Origin of the sequence: Fulverythrobacter ferritrahens, from assembly GCF_020539485.1 — a bacterium.
Classification (GTDB): Bacteria; Pseudomonadota; Alphaproteobacteria; order Sphingomonadales; family Sphingomonadaceae; genus Andeanibacterium; species Andeanibacterium ferritrahens.
On sequence record NZ_JACDXU010000001.1, the window covers coordinates 1,221,178 to 1,244,019 of the forward strand.

The window sequence follows — 22,842 nt, forward strand, 5'->3', positions numbered from 1 at the left end:
ACGCTTCAGGTTTCGATCCAGGGCACCTCGCCGGGCGTCCAGCGTTGCCGGCCATTGGTGGCCATTTCCAGCCGGTTTCGCCCCTTGGCCTTTGCCAGCACCACAGCCGCATCGGCGCGCTTCATCGTTTCATCGAGCGAGTCCCTGATCCGCGCCACCCCCGCGCTCACGGTCGCGCGCGGGCCGCCCAGCCCATCCGGCCCACTGATATCGGAAAGGGTAAGCACCACTCGCTGGCACAGCGCCTCGGCCTGTTCCGGGCTGGCGCCCGACAGCAGCACCGCGAAGCGTTCCCCGCCGATACGCGAAATGATGTCGTCCTTGCGCATCAGGCTGCGCAGCAGGCGCGCCACGGTAGTCAGCACCTTGTCGCCCACATCATGCCCGAAATCGCGGTTGATCGAACGGAAATCGTCGATGTCGAAAATCGCCAGGCAGCCTTCGATCGGCGCATCCAGGTGGTATTGCAGCATGGAATTGAAGGCGCGGCGATTGGTCAGCTTGGTCAGCGGATCGGTCAGGATCGCGGCAAAGAGCTGCTGCTCCAGCGCCTTGCGCTCCTCGATGCTGCGCATGGTGATGATCGCCCCGTCCACCCGCCGGTCATCCCCGCGCCAACTGCGAATCTTCGTATCGAACCACCGCTCATTGCCGGTCGTGGAACAGCCCAGAAACTCGTGCCAGGTCGAGGCAGGCGCGCCATCCGCAATCACGCCTTCAAGCTCGGACTGGAAAGACGCGGTGTAGGATGGATGGATCAGGCTGAGCACATGCTTGCCCATGAGTTCCACCGGATGCAGATCGGTCATCTTCTCAATGCTGGGAGAGGCATAGAGAATATACCCTTCCCGATCCGTCTTGATGATGATGTCGCTCATATTCTCGGCCAGCAGACGATAGAGCGACTGGCTTTCGTTGATCACGAAATCCTTGGCCTCGAGCGACATATCGATCGAATCCGAAGCCTTGTTCTTTTCCCGCAGAGCATCGGCAAGGCGGCGGTTCTGGGTGATGTGCCCGGCAAGCGGTTGCAGGCAGATCACCACCACCGTCAGATAGAATTGCAGGAACTGGACAGTTCCGGGCAGGCCCAGCTGCAGGGCTGGCTGGATAAATGTACCGGCCGCCTCCGCGCCCCATGCCGAAAGGGCGAGCACGAAGATGGAGAGTGACGCTGCCGTCATGCCGAACCGGCAGGTGACAATCAGCGCAACCAGGACCGGCATCAGATAGGCGGCGCTACCTGCCTGCCAGACGGCACCGCACATAGTGATCGCAACCAGCGCGAGAAACGCCGCCATTTCCAGCTTGCGGGCCGGGGGATTGCTTTCGATCCACCGGCTCAGGCTTCCCCCGACCAACAGGCTGAAGAACGGGAAGAACACCATGATGCCCAGCGAATGCGCGAACAGATAATTCAGGAAGTGGGCCGGCCATGCCCAGCCCGCTGCAAGGGCCATGGTGCTCGCAACGATCAGCCCGCCGGTCGCGGGCGCGACAATTCCGATGGATGCCGCATCGGCCAGCCATTCACGCAGCAATTCGCTTTCCTGCCGCTTGCGCCGCCGCAGCAGGCGGGCGGCAATCCACGCCTCCGCCGGATGGGCGATCAGGCAGGCAGCTGCGAAAAACAGGCTTTCCCCCGCCAGCAAGGCGGCGAGCGCGCTGCCCAGGCCTGCCAGCCCCAGATAGGTAATCCATTGCCGCTGTGGTGCATGGAGGAGAATGGCCACGATCAGCCCTGCGGCCGGCCACAACAGCATAAGCCCGGAAGCACTGCTTCCGGGCGGCAAGGCAACCAGTGCCAGGCCGCCATAAGCGACAAGGAACAGAAGCGCCGTGAAACTCTTGCGGATCACAAACCGTATCGTGAACTTATGCGGTAACCGGATCGTGAAGATCGAGGCTCAAGAACCCGTTAACCGAGCACTTTTCTGAAAATCCTGACCTTATGGGGACGGGATTGCCCCTTCAGGGAATGCGATAAAATTTCGCCACGCGCTCAAGAGCGATACGAAGCACCAGCTTGCCGCTGCGCATAGGCCAGTCCAGCGCCTTTTCGGCAACCGTCAGCGCCTCTCCCGCGCAGACCACACGCCACAAAATATCCGTCAGTCCGCTTCCCGCAGCCTCCATGGCGCCATCGAAGCGGCTTCGCGCAGCGATCTGCCGTTCCGTCGGGTCAAGCCCCGCTTCCCCGGTACCCGTGATGCGCACTGCATCCCATCGCATGGTTACGCGCGGGCTGATTGCGGCGCGCTCGTAATCCCGCCGCAGACATTCACCGGCCGCGGACAATCGGTCGTCCAGATGGCCCCGCGCATGGAGCCAGGAGAGGGGGGATTCGGCGAGGTTAACCGTCACCCTGCGGCCGCGCGGGCTCAGGCCCGATCTGCGGCGGGGGCCTTCGGGAGTGAGTTCGCGCTCTACGAATTGCGGCTTCATGCGTCTTTCCTCTCGCAATGGCGGTGCAGGAAAGAAGTCTTGCCAAAATCGGGTTATTGTAGGAAAGCGCAAAAACCGATTTGGTTACCAAAAAGAGGCCCGGCATGATCAACCGCATCCGCGATATCCGCAAGCAGAAGGGCATGACCCTGGCCGACGTGGCAGCGGCCTGTAATCCGCCCACCACAGCTCAGACCATCGGCCGGCTGGAAACAGGAATGCGCAACCTTTCGCTGACCTGGATGAACCGCATCGCCGCCGCGCTGGAAGTGGAGCCGGAAACGCTGGTGCGCGGAGAAGCTTCGCCGCAGCCGCGGATCGTGGCTCGCCTCACGGAAACGGGGGCGGAAGCTCTTTCCTCCCCGCGTGACGCGATCCTGCCGACGGAACTGGAAAACAACGCCCCGCTCGTCTGCATCACGGTAGAGATCGGCGCGGGCGAATATCGCCCCGGGGACCAGATCTGGTTGCGCCAGTTGCCGCCGGAAGATGCCCCCCGCCTGATCAATCGGGATGTGCTTGTGCCCCGCAAGGGTGGTCGCTTCGCCTTCGGGCGCCTGATCGACCGTCAGGGCAATATGGTGGGCATCCTTCCTCCCGGTTCGGGTCAGCGGCAGATCGTGGTTGATCATCCCGAATGGCTGGCGATGGCGGAAATGCTGGTCCGCAAATTGTGACTGCAGCGCGAAGGGTTCTGTCGATTGCAACCCTTTACCCCAACAGCCACACCCCGCGCTTCGGGACTTTCGTCGCACGGCAGATGGAAGCGCTCGCCGCGCGCGGCGATTGGGAAGTAACGCTGATCAATCCCATCGGCATTCCGCCGATTGCCTTCGGCCCCTATCGGGCCCTCGCCCACGCAGTAGAAAGCGGGCGGGAGAATGGCGTGGATGTTCACCGCATCCGCTTTCCCCTGCTGCCCCGGTTCGGGGCGAGGCTGAACCCATCCGCCATCGGGCGCGCCATATTGCCTCTGGCGCGACGCCTTCACGCCGAACGCCCGTTCGATCTGGTGGACGCGCAGTTCTTCTTCCCCGACGGGCCGGCCGCCGCCCGGATAGCCAGGGCGCTGGGCCTGCCGCTGTCCATCAAGGCGCGCGGGGCGGACATCCACTATTGGGGCAGCCTCCCATGGGCGCGCCGGGCGATAGTAGATGCTGGAAAGCAGGCGACAGGCATGCTGGCCGTTTCCCAGGCCTTGGCGGCGGACATGGCGGCGCTCGGCCTGCCGCAAGGCTCCATCACCGTGCATTATACTGGCCTCGACCGCGCCCGCTTCCATCCGCTCGGCCGCGCCAATGCCCGGCAGTATCTGGCCGGAATGCCCGGCCTGCATATCCATCCCGGTCACAGGCTGTTGGCAGCGGTCGGCGCGCTCATTCCCCGCAAAGGGCAATCGCTGGTGATCGAGGCGCTCGCCCGGATCGAGGGAACAGATCTGGTGCTGGTGGGCGCGGGACCTGACGAAGCCAGCCTGCGTCGGCTCTCTTCCAGCCTCGGCGTGGCGGACAGGGTGCATTTTCTCGGCAATATCGATCACGATCTGTTGCCGGTCGTTCTCTCCGCCGCCGATGCGATGGTTTTGCCCTCCTCCAGCGAAGGGCTTGCCAATGCCTGGATAGAGGCGCTGGCTTGCGGAACGCCTCTGGTAATCTGCGATGCGGGCGGCGCGCGCGAAGTGGTGCGCGATGCCTCGGCGGGCTTTGTGGTGGAGCGGGATGTGGCGGAAATCGCGCAGGCGATCAGCGCCTTGCTGAAAGATGCGCCCAGCCCAGACGCGGTCGCCGCCAATGCGGATCGCTTCAGCTGGGAGGCCAATGCCCGGGCATTGGCCGATTATTACGAGCGCTTGCTCACGGCCTGAGCCGGGCAATCACGCCCCTCGCTCTCATCCATCGCAATCCTGCACGTCAGCCGGACCGTTCATGCCGGCAAATCACCGGCACGAACGGACTGGCAAACCTCAGACTTCGCCCCGGGCGAGCTTGTCGGCCTTGTCGCCGGCATCCTCTTCAGGAACGAAGCTGTGGGAATCCACGCCCAGCCAGATCAGGATTGGCGCGGCCATGTAGACCGAGCTGTAGGTACCAACGAAGATACCCAGCGTGATTGCCGCGGTGAAGCCGAACAGGCTCGCCGGGCCAATCAGCAGAAGCGCCAACAGCACCACCAGAATGGTGAGCGAAGTCATCACCGTACGCGCGAGAGTTTCGTTCACCGAGAGATCCAGCAGTTCGGGCAGCTGCATCTTGCGGTATTTCTTCATATTCTCACGAATACGGTCATAAACCACGATGGTGTCATTCAGCGAATAACCGATGATCGTCAGGATCGCGGCCACGATCTTCAGGTCGAACTCAATCTGAAACAGGGCGAACATGCCCATCGTCAACGAAACGTCATGGACCAGCGCGAACAGCGCGCCCACGCCGAACTGCCATTCGAACCGCACCCAGATGTAGATCGAGATCGCCAGCATGGCGAAGCCCAGGGCATACATGGCGGTGGTGAACAGCTCGCCAGAGACCTTGCCTGAAACCGAGGAAAGGTCGTCTATTCGCGCATCCTTGAATTCGCTCTTGATCGCGTTGACGACATTGGTGGTCATCGCATCGGACGCAGCCGGATTGTCTGCCACGTCTTCAGGAAGCGGGAAGCGGATGGAGACTTCGTTCTTGTTGCCCGCGATCTGGATCACCGGCTCGCCATAGCCCAGCCCCGCCACCTGCTCGCGCAATTCGGCGACGGGAGCTTCCTTGGTCTGGGTGAAGGTCACCAGGATCTGCTGGCCGCCGACGAAATCGACGCCCAGATTGAGGCCCTTGATGAAGACCAGCGCGATGCTGGCAATGATCAGAAAGGCGCTGACCGAGTAGAACGGCACGCGCCACTTCAGGAAGTGGATGTTCGTATCGTCGGGAACGAGCTTGAGCAGTCGCATCTATCCGTTCCTTCTCAAACGGCGAGGTCACTGGGCCGCGCCTTGCGCAGCCAGCCGGCAACCCACATGCGGGTCAGGGTAACGGCCGTGAAGACCGAGGTGACAATGCCGATCATCAGCACGATCGCGAAGCCGCGCACCGGGCCGGATCCGAAGGCGAACAGAAGCACCGCTGCGATAACATTGGTGATGTTCGCATCGAAGATGGCGCGGCTGGCTTCCTTGTAGCCTGCTTCCACTGCAGCCACGACTCGTCGCCCTCGTTTTCGCTCCTCGCGTATGCGTTCGTTGATCAGCACGTTGGCGTCCACCGCCGCACCAATGGTAAGCACGAAACCCGCAATGCCCGGAAGGGTCAGCGTGGTCTTGAAAACCGCCATCACGCCCAGCAGCATCAGAACGTTCAGCACCAGCGCGATATTGGCGTAGATGCCGAGCCGGCCATAGGTGAAGCCGATCAGCAGCAGTACCGCAGCCGAGCCGACCCCCATTGCGAGCAGACCCTTGCGGATCGAATCAGCGCCGAGTTCGGGGCCAACTGTGCCTTGCTGGACGACGGTGAGGTCCACCGGAAGCGCGCCGGAACGCAGCGAGATGGCCAGCTGGTTCGCGGATTCGGTGGTAAAGCTGCCCGAGATCTGCGCCTTGCCGCCCAGGATCGGCTCGTTGATGTTCGGGGCCGAAAGCACCTGGCCATCAAGGATGATGGCAAAGGGCTTGCCAACGTTCTGCGCCGTGAGATCGGCGAATTTCTTGCCGCCGGCCTGGTCGAAAGTGATGTCCACCACGGCCTGGTTGTTGCGCTGGTCGAAGCTCTGCTGCGCGTTGGTGAGCGAATCGCCCCGAATGCCGCCGAGACGCTTCACCGCGATCGAAGTCCCCGCCAGCGGCGTACCGGGAGCATAGGGCACGATTTCGCTACCCGGAGGCGCGATGCCCTGCGCCACGTCGGATTGCAGCGCGGTGGTATCCACCAGCTTGAATTCGAGCTTTGCCGTCTGGCCCAGCAGCGATTTCAGCGCTTCGGGATCGCTGAGGCCCGGCACCTGCACCGAAATGCGGGTATCGCCTTCGCGAATGATGGTCGGCTCGCGGGTGCCCAATGCGTCGATACGCTTGCGGACCACTTCGGTTGCCGTATCCATCGCGTTGGAAACGGCCTGATCGAGGCCATTCTTCGTGGGAGTCAGCACAAAGCGGCTGCCATCGACCACTTCCAGATTCCATTCCCGCACCGGCCCGCTGCCATTTACCAGCGGCAGGAGTTCCTCACGTGCGCGATCGACCTGGGTGGGATTGTCCAGCAGGAAGCTGATCCGGCCGTTGCTGCTCGAAAGATCGCCGATGCGGATCGCGGGCGATGCCTGCCGCAACACACGGCGAACATCTTCTTCCATGCTCTCAAGCCGCTGGCGGGCTACCTGCTTGGTATTGGCTTCCAGCAGGATCTGGCTGCCGCCGGCAAGGTCCAGCCCCAGATTGACCTGTGGCCCCGGAATCCCGACGCCCGCAAGCGAACCGAGAGTAGGAAGCGCTGCGGCAACCGCAGCCAGGGTCAGGAACCAGAGCCAGGCCCTTTTCCAGGTGGGAAAATCGAGCATCGCCTGCGCCTCGATCAGTCGTTGGCCGGAGCGCCGCCGGGGGCGACCACGTCAGTGACGGTTTGCTTGACGGCCTTGACCTTCACGCCCTGCGCGATCTCGATTTCGACATAGACGTCATCGACCTTGATAACCTTGCCGAGCAGACCGCCGCCGGTGATCACCTGATCGCCGCGCTTCATGCCCTGCACCTTCTGCTGGTGTTCCTTCTGCCGCTTCATCTGCGGACGCAGGATCAGGAACCAGAAGATCACGACCATGCCGACGATCGGCAGGAAACCAATCAACTGCTGCGTGCCGCTGGCTCCGGCGCTGGCGGAAAGGTAATCAAGCATCAGGCACGCCCCTCATTCATTCGGCGGAAATTTCGCGTTCAATTGGTGCCGGAATGTTGGATTTCAAGGCTCCGGCAGACAGGCAGCGCGCCTAGCAGCAAAGCCTTGGGGGTGCAACGCGGCACCCGGAATGAGCGTTCCCACAGGAGAATTCTTTCAGCCTGGCCAAAATGCCCGAACCCGTGCTTGCATGATCGCAGACACCTGCCTATAGGGCGCGCCTCCACTGTCGGGACGTAGCGCAGCCTGGTAGCGCATCACACTGGGGGTGTGGGGGTCGGAGGTTCGAATCCTCTCGTCCCGACCAGTGGAATTAACTCACCCCAAAATCGTCTGATGCGGCCCCGGCTTATAGCCGGGGCGAGCGCCTTTAGGCTGATCGGGCCACGCGGTTCTCGATAGCGCCGATACCGTCGATCTCGCAGCGCACGACATCGCCTTCCTTCAGGAATTGCGGAGGATTCATCCCCATGCCCACTCCTTCCGGGGTGCCCGTGGCGATCAGGTCGCCCGGCTCCAGCGTGAAGGCCGTGGAGAGATATTCGATCTGACTGGCAATGGAGTGAATCATATTGGCAGTCGTGTTTTCCTGCCGTTTTTCTCCATTGACGAAACAGCGCAACGCCAGTGCCTGCGGATCGGGAATCTCGTCAGCCGTCACGATCCAGGAGCCGATGGGCCCGTGAGTGTCGAAGCTCTTGCCCATGGTGAACGTGGGCGTGTGTTTCTGCCAGTCCCGCGCCGAAACGTCGTTGGCCACGACATAGCCGAAGATGTGCGACAGGGCATCTTGCGCGCGCACTCCCTTGGCCCTTGCCCCGATCACTACGCCCAGTTCCACTTCGTAATCGACCATGGTGGAAACACCGGGATCGATGGGATCGAAGGGCCCGGAAATGCAAGTGGTCTGCTTGTTGAACCAATATTGGTGGGCCGGGGCGGAATCGCGCCCCATTTCAGCGATGTGCTTCGCATAATTCATCCCGATGGCGAGATATTTTCCGGGCCGGAAAGGCGCCAGAAGACGCACATCCTGCAGCCGGTGATGCGGGGCGATGGCATCGGTCATCTCGCGAATCTGGCCTAGTGCATCGTCACCTCCCGCGATGATCGAAAGCAGGTCTGGAAACAGGCATCCGGCCGCGGCCAGACTGATGATTCCCTCATCCTCAACCACGCCAATGTCGATCTGACCATCAATCTCGAACCGCGCCAAACGCATGCAAAATCCTCTCTTCCGGAGCCTTTTTCGAGCCTAGCGCCAGCCGACGCGCAAAGCGACAGAGATGCACGACAAAAGCACGGAAGGCCGGACATCCCCCAGTCCGCATGGGGAGCGGAAACAGCCTGAAATAGCATTTTCCTACACGAACCAATTTGGTTAGTCAGTTCCGCGAATCGCATCCCAAGGAGCAAAGCGATGGCGATCCTCGACGTTCTGATCGGCCCGATTTCCGCGATCATCGACAAGGTGATTCCCGACAAAGCCGCACGGGAAAAGGCCAGGCTGGAACTGCTGAAGCTGGAAGGCACGCAGGAAATGGAGCTGATCCAGGCCCAGCTTTCGGCCATTGTGGCGGAAGCCAATTCCAGAGACCCTTGGACCAGCCGTGCCCGGCCCAGCTTCCTTTATGTGATCTATGTCCTGCTCCTATGGGCTATCCCCATGGGCCTGATCGCCGCCTTTCGCCCGGAAGTGGCGCGGGACATTGCCAGCGGCATGAACAACTACCTCAACGGCTTGCCCGAACCGCTCTACGCCCTCTTCGGCACCGGCTATCTGGGCTACACGGCAGCGCGCCAGTGGGGGAAGGTAAAGGGCGTGGAGCGGTAACTCCTTCTTCCGCTCATCCTGAGCGGATCCCTGGATAAACTGCGTTATCCTCACGCCTCGCCCACCTTCCCCACTGCCCCCCTTCCCGCTATGCCGCGCCTCCAAGGAGAAACAGCCATGTCCGCCAACACCGTCTATGTCCTCAACGGGCCCAACCTGAACCTGCTCGGCATGCGCGAGCCGGAAATCTACGGCACCGAGACATTGGACGATGTCGCGGGCATGCTGGAGGATCGCGGACGCGAGCTGGGGCTGGAAATCGACATGCGCCAGTCCAACCATGAAGGACATTTGATCGACTGGATGCACGAAGCGCAGGCCGAGGGCGCGAAGGCGATCCTGATCAATCCTGGCGCCTATACCCACACTTCCATCGCCCTGCTGGATGCGGCCAAGTCCATCAAGATTCCGGTGATCGAAGTGCATCTTTCCGATCCTGAAAAGCGGGAGGATTTCCGCCACATTTCCTATATCGGCATGGCCGCCGTGAAGACCGTCAAGGGTTTGGGAACCAGGAGCTATCTCGTCGCGTTGGAACACGTCGCAACGCTGTGAAACGGCCCGCCGGGCACCATGGCCGAAGGGGAAATCAGGCCGCCACCCCTTGCCAGCCCGGCATTGTCTGCGCATAGCGACCGCAAAACTGGATACCCACGAGGAACGAATGGGCGAAAGCAAGGGCGCTTCCAGCCGTAACGGCCGGATGAATGTCGATACTGATATGGTTCGCGAGCTGGCTGAAATGCTGGCCGATACCGGTCTTACCGAAATCGAGGTGGAAGACGGCGATCGCAAGATCCGCGTCTCGCGCGGGGCCGTTGCGGCTGCCGCTGCCCCGGTGGCATTTGCCGCCGCGCCAGCCCCGGCGGCCGCTCCGGCTGCTGCCGTTGCCGCACCGGCAGAAAGCGCACCGGCCGATCACGCCAATGCCGTGAAATCGCCGATGGTCGGCACCTGCTATCTCTCTTCCGAACCGGGCGCCGCCCCCTTCGTGAAGGTGGGCGACACGGTGAAGGCCGGGGACACGCTGCTGATCGTGGAGGCGATGAAAGTGATGAATCCCATCTCCGCCACCGCGCCCGGCACGGTCAAGGCGATCCTGGTAGAGAACGGGCAGCCGGTCGAATATGACCAGCCGCTGGTCGTAATCGCTTAAAGGCTGCACAGCGCCATGCCGATTACCCGCCTGCTGATCGCCAATCGCGGCGAAATCGCCCTGCGCATTCATCGCGCGGCTCATGAAATGGGCATCGAAACCGTGGCGGTGCATTCCACCGCCGATGCGGATGCGATGCATGTGCGCCTGGCTGACCAGGCCATCTGCATCGGGCCGCCCTCGGCCACCGATTCCTATCTGAACATCGCGGCGATCATTTCGGCGGCCGAAATTTCGGGCGCGGATGCGATTCATCCGGGTTACGGATTCCTGTCCGAGAACGCCAAGTTCGCGGAAATCGTGGAAGCTCACGGCATCACCTGGATCGGGCCCAAGCCCGAACACATCCGCACCATGGGCGACAAGGTGGAGGCCAAGCGCACCGCTGGCGCGCTGGGCCTGCCGCTGGTTCCCGGTTCGGACGGCGCGATCAGCGATCCCAAGGTAGCCGCCAAGATTGCCGAGGAAATCGGCTATCCGGTGATCATCAAGGCCGCATCGGGCGGCGGCGGACGCGGCATGAAGGTTTGCCCCAGCCCCGACCAGCTCGAAACGCTGATGAAGCAGGCCGGCAGCGAGGCGAAGGCCGCCTTTGGCGACGACACCGTCTATCTCGAGAAGTATCTCGGTAATCCACGTCACATCGAATTCCAGGTGTTCGGCGACGGCAATGGCAACGCGATCCATCTGGGCGAGCGCGACTGTTCGCTGCAGCGCCGCCACCAGAAGGTAATCGAGGAAGCCCCCTCCCCCGTCCTCTCTGCCGAGGATCGCGAGCGGATGGGCGGCATCGTGGCCAAGGCCATGGCCGAAATGGGCTATCGCGGTGCAGGCACGATCGAATTCCTGTGGGAAGATGGCGAGTTCTATTTCATCGAAATGAACACCCGCCTGCAGGTAGAACATCCCGTTACCGAAGCGATCACCGGGGTGGACCTGGTCCGCGAACAGATCCGCATTGCCGATGGCAAGCCGCTGTCGGTCACGCAGGAAGAACTGGAGTTCAAGGGCCACGCCATCGAATGCCGCATCAATGCGGAAGATCCGTGGACCTTTGCCCCTTCGCCCGGAAAGGTGAAGGCCTATCACGCGGCAGGCGGCATGCATGTGCGCGTGGATAGCGGGCTTTATGCCGGTTACTCGATCCCGCCCTATTACGATTCCATGATCGCCAAGCTGATCGTCTATGGCCGCACGCGCGATGGCTGCATCATGCGGCTGAAGCGAGCGCTGAAGGAAATGGTGATCGAAGGCGTGAAAACCACCATTCCGTTGCACGAAGCCCTGCTCGATCAGCCCGATATCCTTAACGGCGACTATTCGATCAAATGGCTGGAGGAATGGCTGGAGAAGCGCGAGGGGTAAACGCGCCTATCCATCAGAAAAATCCGACGATTTTTCAAATTTTAGGTCACTTTTCGGCGTTTGTTGTTAACCATTGGGCCTTAGCCTGCCTCGCAGACCGGGGGGTTATCGAAAGCCGATGAGTATGCGGGGGAAACCATTTGAGGGCCTGGCAGCCTGGCTGCTGGGTGCCCGGACACCTGCGCCCCCGGCAATCTATGCTGAACTGACCAAGGGGCTGTTCGCCTCGCTTCCGATTTTTCTCGGCGGCGTGATAAACACCACTGCGGTTGCAGGCGTTGCGGCGTGGCGTCAGCCCTATTCGCCCTTCATTGCCTGGTTCCTGTTCGAGATTGCCCTGGGCCTCACCCGGATCGCCGTTTTGGTCCGCGGCCGGGCGGTACAGCGGAACGGCGGCGAGCCGCCCCGCTTCCTCGCCGCGCTCCTGTCCTGCTGCTGGGCTACGTCGGTCGGCATCGGCACCGCCCTTTGTCTGGATAGCGGGGACTGGCTGCTTGCCAGCATCGCGGGCTTTTCCGCCGCAGGTATGGTGTGCGGGGTATGCCTGCGCAATTTCGGCACACCGCGCCTTTCCGCGATCATGTGCTTCCTCATCCTGGCACCCTGCGGCATCGTGGGCGTGTTTTCCGATGAAAGCCTGCTGACGATCATCGCGCTGCAGCTGCCGTTCTATATGTTCACCATTTTCGCCGCCGGCTTTTCGCTGCAGGAAATGCTGGTGTCACGGATGACGGCGCTCAGCGATCTGCAGCGCAGCGAAACGCTGAACGAGACGATCCTCAAATCCAGCCCGGATCGCACGCTGATCCTCGACAGTTCCTATCGCATTCTGTTCAGCAATATCCCCAATGGCATGGCCCAGCCGGAGGAGCTTGTCGGCCTCTCCTGGCCTTCGCTGATTCCACCGGAAGAGCGGGATAATGCCATTGCGGCACTACGGATGGCGGAATCCGGCCTGCCCGGAAATGTCCTTACCCATCAGATGGATCGCAATGGCCAATGCCAATGGTTCGATGTCATCGCCAACCGCATCAGCGATGATTCGGGCCGTATCATCGTGGTGGCACGGGACATCACGCATCAGAAGAAGTCCGAAGAACATGCCCTGTGGATGGCCCATCACGATGCGCTGACCGGCCTACCCAATCGCGCCCTGCTGCAGGGCAGGCTGGAGGACGTGCTGACCGATTTCGGCGCAAGCCAGCAAACCGCGCTGCTCATCCTCGACGTCGATAATTTCAAGACCATCAATGACGCGCTGGGCCACGATGCGGGCGACATTTTGCTATGCACTTTCGCCAGCCGCCTGCGCGCTGCGGTGAATGAAGGCGATCTGGTTGCCCGCACCGGGGGCGATGAATTCGCGGTCATCGTTTCCGCCACGACCGAGGATGATGTGATTGCCGCGGCCGACCAGATATTCGATCAGTTGCGCGAGCCGTTCTACCATGAAGGCCGCCTGCTGGAATGCCGGGCCAGCATCGGCGCCAGCATGATCCCGCGCGACGGGATAAGCCGCTCGGAAATCATGAAAGCTGCCGACATCGCGCTCTATGCCGCCAAGGCTGGCGGCCGGGCGCGGCTCAAGCTGTTCGAGCCGGCGATGATGGTGGAGGTCGAGCGCCATCAGAGCATGATCGCCTCGGCCCGCCGTGCCCTGCAGGCCAATGCGATCATCCCGCATTATCAACCGAAGGTTTCGCTCGGCAATTCGCGGATCGTCGGCTTCGAGGCCCTGCTGCGCTGGCGCGACCCCTATGGGCGGCTGCAGGGACCCGATGTGCTGAAAGCCGCCTTCGAAGATCCTGCCCTGAGCGGCCCGTTGAGCGACCGTATGCTTGACGGGGTGCTCCATGACATGCGCGACTGGCTCAGCCAGGGCCTCGATTTCGGGCATGTCGCGATCAATGTCACTGCGGCGGATTTCCGGCGCGGTTCCTTTGCGGAACGCCTGCTGGGTCGGTTGGAGGATCATGGCGTGCCGCCCTCCTGCATCCAGATCGAAGTGACCGAAACGGTCTTCCTGGGACGCGGGGCGAGCTATGTGGAAGATGCGCTCAAGCACCTCAATGCGCATGGCATCCTCATCGCTCTGGACGATTTCGGCACCGGCTATGCCTCGCTATCCCACCTCAACCAGTTTCCGGTGGACCTACTGAAGATCGACCGCTCCTTTGTAGGCGAAATTGGCTGCAACCCGGATGCGGAGGCAATTTCCACCACCGTCATCAATCTCGGCCATTGCCTGGGGCTGGAAGTGATCGCGGAAGGCGTGGAAACCCGCGCGCAGGAAGCCTATCTGGCGACCGTCGGCTGCGATACGGGACAGGGCTATCTCTATTCGGAAGCCCGGCCCGCCCATGCCATCCCGAGCATGCTGCGCGAACAACCGATCCCGGCTGTCAGGGCCTGATCCTGATGCGATCCATCTATTTTAGAGCAATGCCCAGTGCGAGGGGGATGCCCTATTCGAGGGGAACGCCGGGCTCCTGCTTGGCAGTGCGGATCGTCAGCGAAGTCTTCACGCTGGCCACATTGGGGGCCGGGGTAAGCTTGCTGGTAAGAAATTCCTGGAAGCTCTGCAGATCCCTGCTCACGATCTTCAGGATGAAATCGATCTCGCCATTCAGCATATGGCATTCGCGCACTTCAGGCAGATCGCGCATATGCTGTTCGAAGGCGCGCAGATCTTCCTCGGCCTGGCTCTTCAGGCTGACCATGGCGAATACGGTGATGGCGAAGCCCAGCTTGGAAGGATCAAGATCGGCATGATAGCCGCGAATGACTCCCTCTTCCTCCAGCGCACGCACGCGGCGCAGACACGGCGGTGCAGTCAGCCCCACGCGCTGCGCGAGTTCGACATTGGTAATTCGACCTTCAGCCTGCAATTCGGCAAGCAGACGCCGGTCGATTGCGTCGAGATTCGCCATAATCGAAAACCCGCTCGCTTCATGTGCGAAGTTTGTGCCCATCTGGAGGGCAAGGAGTAGCACGAATACTGATCGCAGCCAGCAATATTGTTATATATGTCCGGACATGTCCCGCTTTGCAACGCCGGAACCGCCTGCGTTCCTAGTTTACGGGAAACTGGTAGGACTTTTCAAATTACCCCCGCCTCCCGGCACGCCGCTCTATCGGAGATTGAATGCAGTTTGACGACCGCCTTGCTACCGTTCTGCGCATGCAGACCGGCGGTGTGCGGGCGGCGCACACGCAGTTCCGTCAGCTGCTGGACCTGGCTGGCAGCGCTCCTGAAAGTACCGACGATGCCCGGCTGGGGCGTGCCTATGACCGGCTGAGCGCTCTATCTGCGGAAATTCCGTTGGAAATCCGCGCCGCGATGATTCGCGATCCCGGCCTGCGGCTGCGCAATCCGGCCTTCATCGCCTATCTCGCTTCGCAGGAACTGCCCATTGCCAAGGCGGCGATGAGCAATGCCCGGTTGAGCGAGGCGCAATGGGAAGCCCTGATTCCGGCACTGCCGGTGCCGGTCCGCGCTCATTTGCGCCAGCGTACGGACTTGCCTCCGACGATCCGCGATCTGCTGGCCCTTCTGGGCGTGCGGGATCTGGTGCTGCCGCAGCCGGATGAAGCATCCGTAGCGATCGATCAGCCGGGCCGCGCCACTCAGCCCGCCCCCGCTCCGGCAGCCCCGGCCCAGGCGGCGACCAAACCGCATCCTACGCCAGAACCGAAGCCGAAACCGGTATCGACACCGGCCAGCAAGCCTCATCCCCAACCCGAACCTCAGCCTGCCAGCGTGCTCGATCTCGATCCCGCTCTTGCTCTGGCGGGGGAAGAAGGCCCGGCCGGCATCGGTGCGATCGTGCGGCGTATCGAGGCGTTCCAGCGTACCCGCGCCGCCACCCAGCCCCATGTGGATGCCCCCCGCCTCCCCCTTGGCGAACATGCGAATGACGGTGCGGATGACCTGCCGCAGAGCTTCGATTTCACGACCGATGCCGATGGCCGCATCAGCTGGGCCGGACAGAATGTGGCACCGATGACGGTCGGCATGATGCTGGCCGGACGGAAGGAGGATTCCCCCGCCCGCCCCGACGCAGCAACTCTTGTGGCCATGCGCCGGCGCCAGCCCGTGCGCGGCGGCCATCTGGTACTGGAAGGCGCTCCTGCCATCGCGGGCAAATGGCGGATGGACGCCATGCCCGTCTTCTCGCCCAGTGGAGGGCGTTTTTCCGGCTATCGCGGCCGCATGCGCCGGCTGGTGGAGGAAGATGCGAGTCTCGCCCCTGCCGCCCCGGTGGATAGCCCGGCGGACCGGATGCGCCAGATCATCCATGAATTACGTACGCCGGTAAACGCCATCCAGGGCTTTGCGGAGATTATCCAGCAGCAGCTGTTCGGCCCCACGCCCAATGAATATCGCGCCCTGGCCGCTTCGATCGCGGGCGATGCAGCAAGGATGCTGGCCGGCTTCGAGGAGCTGGACCGGCTGGTGAAGCTGGAAAGCGGCGCGCTGGAACTGGATGAGGGAAGCTGTGACCTGCGCTCCATTCTAGCCGGCACGGTTGGGCAACTGGACCGGGTGTTGCGCGCACGCAGCGCAGGCCTTTCCCTGCAAGGGGGCGATGGGGCGGCCCCTGTCCCGTTGACGCGCGGCGATGGTGAAATGCTGATATGGCGCATGGTCGCCACTCTGGCAGGCGCGGTCAGCCCGGGCGAGGAGCTGCAGGTGATGTTGGGGCACGACGGTTCCCGGGTCATTCTCGCCATGGATCTGCCGGCAGCCCTTGCCGGGCGGGACGATCTTTTCGAAAGTACCGCCCCCGCCCTGTCGCAGGCCGTAAGCGCCGGAATGTTCGGCGCGGGGTTCACATTGCGCCTTGCCCGTGCAGAAGCGCGCGCGACACGCGGCGACCTCTGCCGCGAAGGAGACAGGCTGCTTCTCACCCTGCCTCTGGCAGCAATTGCCAGCAAGGAAAGCGGCAATTACGAGGTAGACTTGCGTGGCCAGATAGCCGAGACGGGCTGAGGGATACTGCTAACCAAGGTTGATAGGGGGGCGGCTGGGCGCCATGCGTTCGATCATCGATGCGCCGGCAAATATCGAGAAGGCGAGGTTCAAGCCGGGCTTTGGCCAGCGGTTTATCCTGACTGTCGATACGGAAGAAGAATTTGACTGGACCAAGCCCATTCGCCGCGAAGGCCATGGGCTGGAACACTTGCCTCGCCTCGCCAAGTTCCAGCAATTCTGTGAAAATGAAGGTGTCTGCCCGGTCTATCTGATCGACTGGCCGGTGGCGACATCCGCCCTGGCGGCGGATATTCTGGCCGAACCTGTGGCGCAGGGCCGTGCGGAAATCGGCGTCCAGCTCCATCCCTGGGTCAATCCTCCCTTCGATGAGGAAGTGAACAACCGCAATTCCTATGCCGGAAACCTGCCGCCCCAGCTGGAGCAGGCAAAATTCGCGCGGCTGCGCAGTGCGATCGAGACGAATTTCGGCAGCGTTCCCAAAATCTACCGCGCCGGCCGCTACGGCGCTGGTCCGCATACCGGGGCCATGCTGCGCGAAGGCGGCATCGCCATGGACAGTTCGGTGCGGCCGAAATTCGATTATTCGGCGGAGGGCGGCGTGGATTATCGCAAGCATCCGCTGGTGCCCTATTGGCTCGATCCCGAACACACGGTGCTGGAAGTGCCGCTGACCACCACTTTCTGGGGCATGCTGCGCAAGCAGGGGGACTGGATCTATCCGCTGATGTGGCGTGCGCCCGCATTGCGCGGCCTGCTGTCCCGCCTTGCCTTGCTGGAACGCATCCCCCTCACGCCCGAAGGTGTCTCTGTAGAGGAAGCAATCCGCGGAATCGATATGGCCCTGGATGACGGGCTGCCGCTGCTGGTATTCTCTTTTCACAGCCCTTCGCTTCGCCCGGGCCACACTCCCTATGTGCAGAACGAATATGATCTGGACTCGCTGTACGACTGGTGGCGGCGAATTTTCGCCTATCTGCGGCTGCGCGACGTGAAGCCATGCAACGCCCGGCAGATCATGGATGCAATTGAGGTTTAGCCGCGCTTGTATTGCTGCGACTTAGCGGCTACGTCGCGGCACGTTCGGCAAAGGGGGCCTGTAGCTCAGCGGTTAGAGCTGGCCGCTCATAACGGCTAGGTCGCGGGTTCGAATCCTGCCGGGCCCACCACCCAGCCGACGAAACAAGAGTCGGGGAGTAGCGCAGCCCGGTAGCGCGCCTGCTTTGGGAGCAGGATGTCGCAGGTTCGAATCCTGTCTCCCCGACCATTGTTTCCCGCCTTTTCAGCACACACGGCGGGTAATTGCTCCCGCACGCGGGACAGATCCGTCTTCGCAATTGCCTGAATAGTTAACGAGAGTTACAAGTGCCACGATAAGTAGTTAATATTTCCGGAGCGACGCCCATGATCGTGCGGAATTGGGAAGGCCGCGTCCCCAGGCTGAAATCGCCCGAATTTCTTCGCCTCATGCGGGAGGTGATGCTGCCAGACCATCACTCGGCGCCCGGCAATCGCGGCGCATGGTGCCTCCATCGTCGGCAAGACGATGTGGTCCATGTGCGCATGGTGAGCCATTGGGAAAGCTGGGACGCCCTCCGTGACTTTGCCGGGACCGACATAGACCGGCCCCGTTCCTATTATTTCGACAAGGACTTCCTGCTCGAAATCCCCGAGAAGGTCGAACATTGGGAAATGCAGGAAGGACGCGCTGTCGACACGACGGGAAATCTCACCAGAGGCAGGTAAGGCCGTAGAACAGCGCGCCCACGGCCGCACTGGCCGGGATGGTGATGAACCACGCCACGATCACGCGGCTGGCCACCGTCCAGCGCACCGCACTGGCGCGCCGCGCAGCGCCCGTGCCCACCACGCTGCCGGTGATGGCATGGGTTGTGGAAACCGGAATACCCATCGCGCTGGCCCCGAATACCACCACCGAACCGGCCGTGGAGGCGCAGAAGCCCGAATGGTGGTTCAGCTTGGTCAGCCCGGTGCCCATCGTCTTGATGATCTTCCAGCCGCCCGACATCGTGCCCAGCGCGATTGCGGCATAGCAGGACAGCACAACCCATTCCGGCACATGGAATTCCCCGCCCAGATGGCCGGTGGAATAGAGCAGCACGGTGATGATCCCCATGGTCTTCTGCGCATCATTGCCGCCATGGCTGATCGAATAGGCTGCCGAGGACAGCAGATGCAGCCCCTTGAACACGCCATCGGCGCGGCGGGGCGCGGCGCCTTTGAATATCCAGCTGGTCACCACCATCAGCGCCATGGCGAAGACGAAGCCGATCATGGGCGAAAGGAAGATCGCGGCGACGGTCTTCACCGTGCCACCGGATTCAACCACGCCCGGCCCGGCATGGGCGATCCCCGCCCCGAGCAACCCGCCGATGAGGGCGTGGCTGGAGGATGAGGGGATGCCCTTGATCCAGGTCACCACATTCCAGAACATCGCCCCCACCAGGGCGCCGAACACCACGGCAGGTGTCACTGCGTCCTTATCGACAATGCCCTTGCCCACCGTTTCGGCCACATGCAGCCCAACCAGCCAATAGGCGCCGAAATTACCGGCGGCCGCGAACAGCACCGCGCTGAACGGCGAAAGCAGCCGGGTGGAAACGACAGTGGCGATGGCATTGGCCGCATCGTGCAGGCCGTTGAGAAAATCGAAGGCGAGCGCCAGGGCGATCAGCCCGATGAGCAGCGGCAGGGCAAGCGTGGTTTCCATCGGTCGGGCCCGGGCTCAGGAATGATCGATCACGAGACCGTCGATCTCGTTGGCGACATCCTCGAAGCGGTCCACGACGCGTTCCAGTCGCTTGAACATCTCCTGGCGGACAACGAACTGGATCGGGTCTTTCTTGCCCAGCTGCTTGTAGATGCGCTTGAGGCCGGCAGCATGAATCTCGTCGGCATGGCCTTCCATCCGCACCAGCCGTTCGGTCAGTTCATGCAGGCGATGGCCGTTATCGGCAACCTTGCGCAGCAGCGGAATGGCTTCCGCCGTCAGCCGCGCAGCATCGACGATAATTGCGCACATGTCTCGCATTTCCGGCTCGAATTCCTCGATCTCATAGAGGTCCACCGCGCCGGCAGTCTGCTGCATTTCGTCGATAGCATCGTCCATCGCGCCGATCAGGTCGGTGATGGCCCCCCGGTCGAACGGGGTAAGGAAAGTGCGACGCACGGCATGCAGCACTTCGCGCGTGATATCGTCCGCATCGTGCTCGCGCTCTTCGATCTCGCGGATATGCTCGGCCTTGTTCGGCCCGCCTTGCGCCAGCCGCGCCAGCGCATCCGCGCCCGCTACCAGCGTGGCGGCGTGCTGTTCGAACAGCTCGAAGAAATTCCCCTGCTGCGGCAGCAGCTTCTGAATCCAGCCGAACATGGCAGATATTCCCGTTTTTTTACCGACCGTGCTGATCGTATTGATGATGATGCGCCCCTGGGCGGCGGCGCGAAATTCGCGGGCACCGAAGCTGCGGATGAGAGCGCGAAGATCGGGCTCGTCCACTGCTTCGGCGGCTTCAGCCAGAGTGAACCAGCGGCGCTCGCGCTCGTGCTGTTCCTTCCAGCTATCCAGTTCTTCCGTCACGGCAAAGGGGAACACGTCCACATCGGTCCACACCGTGGCACCCGAAGCGCGCTTCTTGCGATACCGGAAAGAGCCGATGGAAGTGGGACAGGCAGCGCCCAATACGCCTGCTTCCTCTTCCGCTTCCTGCGCGGCACTGGCGTGAGGGGGCAGCTTGCCCACCTGCCCGCCCTTGGGAATTACCCAGCGACCCGTGCCCCTCGTGGTGATCAGCAGAATGTTGATGGGCGCATCCACCGCAGGGGAATCCGTACGATAGGGCAAAACGGCAATCTGCCTCATCGCCATGAACGGACCCTTTCCTTCTGCAGGCTTGCGCCGTGCGCGCTAGGGGAACGACACAAATATGACAAACAGGATTTACGGGCGTTTCCCCAATTTAGCACAGATTGGCGCCTGGAAAGCCCCCATGGGAGCCTATGGGGGCTTTCCATGCTTGCCCCGCTGCCCTGCAATCCCTATTTGCCGCTCAAATCCTCATACATCCCGATTGTCCGCGAAGGACCACCCCAAAGGACGAACATGGCCGCCCAATATGCATACGTCATGAAGAACATGACGAAAACTTTCCCCGGCGCGCAAAAGCCGGTGCTGAGCAACATCAACCTGCAGTTCTATCAGGGCGCGAAGATCGGTATCGTCGGCCCCAACGGCGCCGGCAAGTCGACCCTGATCAAGATCATGGCCGGCATCGACAAGGACATCACCGGCGAAGCCTGGCCGGGCGAGAACATCACCGTGGGCTATCTGGAGCAGGAACCCGAGCTCGATCCCACGAAGACGGTGCTGGAAAACGTCAAGGACGGCGCCCGCGCGACCGCCGATCTGGTCGAACGGTTCAATGCCATTTCGGCGGAGATGGGCGATCCCACCGACGAGACCGATTTCGATGCCCTGATGGAAGAGATGGGCGATCTCCAGGCCAAGATCGACGCAGTTGACGGCTGGACGCTCGACAACCAGCTCGAAGTCGCGATGGAAGCCCTGCGCTGCCCGCCCAGTGACATGGGCGTGGAAAGCCTCTCGGGCGGTGAAAAGCGCCGCGTGGCGCTTACCCGTCTGCTGATCCAGAAGCCCTCGATCCTGCTGCTCGACGAACCGACCAACCACCTCGATGCCGAAAGCGTCCAGTGGCTGGAAAACCACCTCAAGGAATATGCCGGTGCGGTGCTGATGATCACCCACGACCGCTACTTCCTCGACAACGTAGTGGAATGGATCCTCGAACTCGACCGGGGCAGCTACTATCCCTACGAAGGCAACTACTCGACCTATCTCGAGAAGAAGGCCAAGCGCCTGGAGCAGGAAAGCCGCGAGGAAAGCGGCAAGCAGAAGGCCCTGCAGCGCGAACTGGAGTGGATCCGGCAGACCCCGGCCGCCCGCCAGACCAAGAGCAAGGCCCGTATCCGCAAATTCGAGGAACTGCAGAACGCGCAGGACAACCGCGCCGTCGGCAAGGCCCAGATCGTCATCCAGGTGCCCGAGCGCCTTGGCGGCAAGGTGATCGAGGCCAAGAACATCTCCAAGGCCTATGGCGACAAGATCCTGTTCGAAAACCTGTCCTTCATGCTGCCGCCCGGCGGCATCGTGGGTGTGATCGGGCCCAACGGCGCGGGTAAGTCCACGCTGTTCAAGATCATCACCGGCAAGGAACAGCCCGACAGCGGCACCGTCGAGATCGGGTCCACCGTGCATCTGGGCTATGTCGACCAGAGCCGCGACCACCTGAACCCGGCCAACAACGTATGGCAGGAAATCTCGGACGGGCTCGACTACATGAAGGTCAATGGCCAGGACATGAGCACGCGCGCCTATGTCGGTGCGTTCAACTTCAAGGGGCCGGACCAGCAGAAGAATGTCGGCAAGCTCTCCGGCGGTGAACGCAACCGCGTCCATATGGCCAAGATGCTGAAGCAGGGCGGCAACGTGCTGCTGCTGGACGAACCGACCAACGACCTTGACGTGGAAACCCTGGCCGCGCTGGAAGACGCGATCGAGAACTTCGCGGGCTGCGCCGTGGTTATCAGCCACGACCGCTTCTTCCTTGACCGTCTGGCCACGCATATCCTCGCCTTCGAGGGCAACAGCCATGTCGAATGGTTCGAGGGCAATTTCGCGGCCTATGAAGAAGACAAGCGCCGCCGCCTGGGCGACGCTGCGGACCGGCCGACCAAGCTGGCCTACAAGAAACTGTCGCGCTGAGCGACAGCTCCGTTGTTACCCGGCCGGTTGGGGCTTCTGCTCCTCCGGCCGGTCTATTCTGGCCCGGTCTGTTCTGGCCGGTCTGTTCTGGCGGGTCTGTTCTGGCGGAAGTCGCGGCATGATGCCCTTCCCCAGCCTGTGATAAAACCCCCGCCTGCACAGCTTGGCACCCGCCCAGCCCGTAGTCACTGCATTGGCGATTAGCGGCTGGATCATTCCGCCGCCGCAGGTGGTTTCGGCAAGGACGTCCTGCCGTCAGCGATGCGCGCCCCCACAAAATAGATATGTTTATGCCCGCTCGACGGAATTTCCGCGCGAGAGGCGACATTTGAAATTCCGCGAAATTTTAACATTCGGGCCGAGAAACCTGAA

Annotated in this window: 20 protein-coding genes and 3 tRNA genes; 14 read left to right on the plus strand and 9 right to left on the minus strand. The window is 62.1% G+C overall.

Annotated elements, in window-relative coordinates; genetic code table 11:
- Window positions 1-5: 5 nt before the first annotated feature.
- On the minus strand, window positions 6-1,859 hold the full coding sequence (locus H0274_RS05905) for a sensor domain-containing diguanylate cyclase (protein WP_226793988.1): 1,854 nt from the start codon (window positions 1,857-1,859) through the stop codon (window positions 6-8).
- A gap of 112 nt (window positions 1,860-1,971) precedes the next feature.
- A complete protein-coding gene (locus H0274_RS05910; protein ID WP_226793990.1) occupies window positions 1,972-2,445 on the minus strand; it encodes a DUF6456 domain-containing protein in 474 nt (157 codons plus the stop codon).
- 104 nt (window positions 2,446-2,549) lie between these two features.
- Here H0274_RS05910 and H0274_RS05915 point away from each other — a divergent pair, with 104 nt between their 5' ends.
- Together H0274_RS05915 and H0274_RS05920 are read left to right on the plus strand one after the other, a co-directional pair.
- Window positions 2,550-3,122 (plus strand): helix-turn-helix domain-containing protein, encoded by a 573-nt coding sequence (locus H0274_RS05915; RefSeq protein WP_226793992.1) that lies wholly within the window; start codon window positions 2,550-2,552, stop codon window positions 3,120-3,122.
- Window positions 3,083-4,309, plus strand: coding sequence for a glycosyltransferase (locus tag H0274_RS05920; RefSeq protein ID WP_226793994.1), 1,227 nt, complete (start codon window positions 3,083-3,085; stop codon window positions 4,307-4,309). Before H0274_RS05915 ends, H0274_RS05920 begins: the two co-directional genes overlap by 40 nt.
- Window positions 4,310-4,408: 99 nt before the next feature.
- On the opposite strand, the gene secF is transcribed toward H0274_RS05920, so the two are convergent.
- From secF to yajC, 3 genes are read right to left on the minus strand one after another with little or no spacing between them, the layout of a single operon-like run.
- On the minus strand, window positions 4,409-5,386 hold the full coding sequence (gene secF, locus H0274_RS05925; protein WP_226793996.1) for a protein translocase subunit SecF: 978 nt from the start codon (window positions 5,384-5,386) through the stop codon (window positions 4,409-4,411).
- A 14-nt stretch (window positions 5,387-5,400) separates the two neighbouring features.
- A complete protein-coding gene (gene secD / locus H0274_RS05930; RefSeq protein WP_226793997.1) occupies window positions 5,401-6,987 on the minus strand; it encodes a protein translocase subunit SecD in 1,587 nt (528 codons plus the stop codon).
- Window positions 6,988-7,001: 14 nt separating this feature from the next.
- Entirely contained in the window at window positions 7,002-7,322 is a 321-nt protein-coding gene (gene yajC / locus H0274_RS05935) for a preprotein translocase subunit YajC (RefSeq protein WP_226793998.1), read from the minus strand.
- Window positions 7,323-7,552: 230 nt separating this feature from the next.
- Between yajC and H0274_RS05940 the strand changes: the two genes are divergently transcribed.
- Window positions 7,553-7,629 (plus strand) — tRNA-Pro (locus tag H0274_RS05940).
- A gap of 63 nt (window positions 7,630-7,692) precedes the next feature.
- On the opposite strand, the gene H0274_RS05945 is transcribed toward H0274_RS05940, so the two are convergent.
- Window positions 7,693-8,544 (minus strand): fumarylacetoacetate hydrolase family protein, encoded by an 852-nt coding sequence (locus tag H0274_RS05945; RefSeq protein ID WP_226793999.1) that lies wholly within the window; start codon window positions 8,542-8,544, stop codon window positions 7,693-7,695.
- A gap of 198 nt (window positions 8,545-8,742) precedes the next feature.
- Between H0274_RS05945 and H0274_RS05950 the strand changes: the two genes are divergently transcribed.
- The 5 genes from H0274_RS05950 (at window position 8,743) to H0274_RS05970 (ending at window position 14,090) form a co-directional block, all read left to right on the plus strand.
- Window positions 8,743-9,156: a holin family protein gene (locus H0274_RS05950; protein WP_226794000.1), complete on the plus strand. Its 414-nt coding sequence runs from the start codon at window positions 8,743-8,745 to the stop codon at window positions 9,154-9,156.
- A gap of 117 nt (window positions 9,157-9,273) precedes the next feature.
- The gene (gene aroQ / locus H0274_RS05955; protein ID WP_226794001.1) at window positions 9,274-9,711 is read left to right on the plus strand and encodes a type II 3-dehydroquinate dehydratase; all 438 of its coding nucleotides are present in this window, start codon (window positions 9,274-9,276) and stop codon (window positions 9,709-9,711) included.
- A 109-nt stretch (window positions 9,712-9,820) separates the two neighbouring features.
- Window positions 9,821-10,312 carry an acetyl-CoA carboxylase biotin carboxyl carrier protein gene (gene accB / locus H0274_RS05960; RefSeq protein WP_226794002.1) on the plus strand — a complete coding sequence of 164 codons (492 nt, stop codon included), beginning with the start codon at window positions 9,821-9,823 and terminating at the stop codon, window positions 10,310-10,312.
- 15 nt (window positions 10,313-10,327) lie between these two features.
- Complete coding sequence (gene accC, locus H0274_RS05965; protein WP_226794003.1) at window positions 10,328-11,677, plus strand: acetyl-CoA carboxylase biotin carboxylase subunit; 1,350 nt, start codon at window positions 10,328-10,330, stop codon at window positions 11,675-11,677.
- 118 nt (window positions 11,678-11,795) lie between these two features.
- Window positions 11,796-14,090, plus strand: a complete 2,295-nt coding sequence (locus H0274_RS05970) for a putative bifunctional diguanylate cyclase/phosphodiesterase (protein WP_226794004.1) — start codon at window positions 11,796-11,798, stop codon at window positions 14,088-14,090.
- Between the two features lie 52 nt (window positions 14,091-14,142).
- Here the strand turns inward: H0274_RS05970 and H0274_RS05975 are convergent, their stop codons facing one another.
- Window positions 14,143-14,607: an Lrp/AsnC family transcriptional regulator gene (locus H0274_RS05975; RefSeq protein WP_226794005.1), complete on the minus strand. Its 465-nt coding sequence runs from the start codon at window positions 14,605-14,607 to the stop codon at window positions 14,143-14,145.
- Window positions 14,608-14,822: 215 nt separating this feature from the next.
- Here H0274_RS05975 and H0274_RS15600 point away from each other — a divergent pair, with 215 nt between their 5' ends.
- From H0274_RS15600 to H0274_RS06000, 5 genes are all read left to right on the plus strand, one after another.
- Entirely contained in the window at window positions 14,823-16,670 is a 1,848-nt protein-coding gene (locus H0274_RS15600) for a histidine kinase dimerization/phospho-acceptor domain-containing protein (RefSeq protein WP_264295454.1), read from the plus strand.
- 43 nt (window positions 16,671-16,713) lie between these two features.
- Window positions 16,714-17,709, plus strand: coding sequence for a polysaccharide deacetylase family protein (locus H0274_RS05985; protein WP_226794006.1), 996 nt, complete (start codon window positions 16,714-16,716; stop codon window positions 17,707-17,709).
- 54 nt (window positions 17,710-17,763) lie between these two features.
- Window positions 17,764-17,839: transfer RNA gene (locus H0274_RS05990), tRNA-Ile, on the plus strand.
- Between the two features lie 21 nt (window positions 17,840-17,860).
- A tRNA-Pro gene (locus H0274_RS05995) sits at window positions 17,861-17,937 on the plus strand.
- 137 nt (window positions 17,938-18,074) lie between these two features.
- Window positions 18,075-18,416 (plus strand): hypothetical protein, encoded by a 342-nt coding sequence (locus H0274_RS06000; RefSeq protein ID WP_226794007.1) that lies wholly within the window; start codon window positions 18,075-18,077, stop codon window positions 18,414-18,416.
- Here the strand turns inward: H0274_RS06000 and H0274_RS06005 are convergent.
- Both H0274_RS06005 and H0274_RS06010 read right to left on the minus strand, forming a co-directional pair.
- Window positions 18,400-19,401, minus strand: a complete 1,002-nt coding sequence (locus H0274_RS06005; RefSeq protein ID WP_226794008.1) for an inorganic phosphate transporter — start codon at window positions 19,399-19,401, stop codon at window positions 18,400-18,402. The genes H0274_RS06000 and H0274_RS06005 overlap by 17 nt on opposite strands.
- 15 nt (window positions 19,402-19,416) lie before the next feature.
- Window positions 19,417-20,550 carry a DUF47 family protein gene (locus tag H0274_RS06010; protein WP_226794457.1) on the minus strand — a complete coding sequence of 378 codons (1,134 nt, stop codon included), beginning with the start codon at window positions 20,548-20,550 and terminating at the stop codon, window positions 19,417-19,419.
- A gap of 240 nt (window positions 20,551-20,790) precedes the next feature.
- On the opposite strand from H0274_RS06010, the gene ettA reads away from it, so the two are divergent.
- Window positions 20,791-22,470 (plus strand): energy-dependent translational throttle protein EttA, encoded by a 1,680-nt coding sequence (ettA, locus tag H0274_RS06015; RefSeq protein WP_226794009.1) that lies wholly within the window; start codon window positions 20,791-20,793, stop codon window positions 22,468-22,470.
- Window positions 22,471-22,842: the final 372 nt, after the last annotated feature.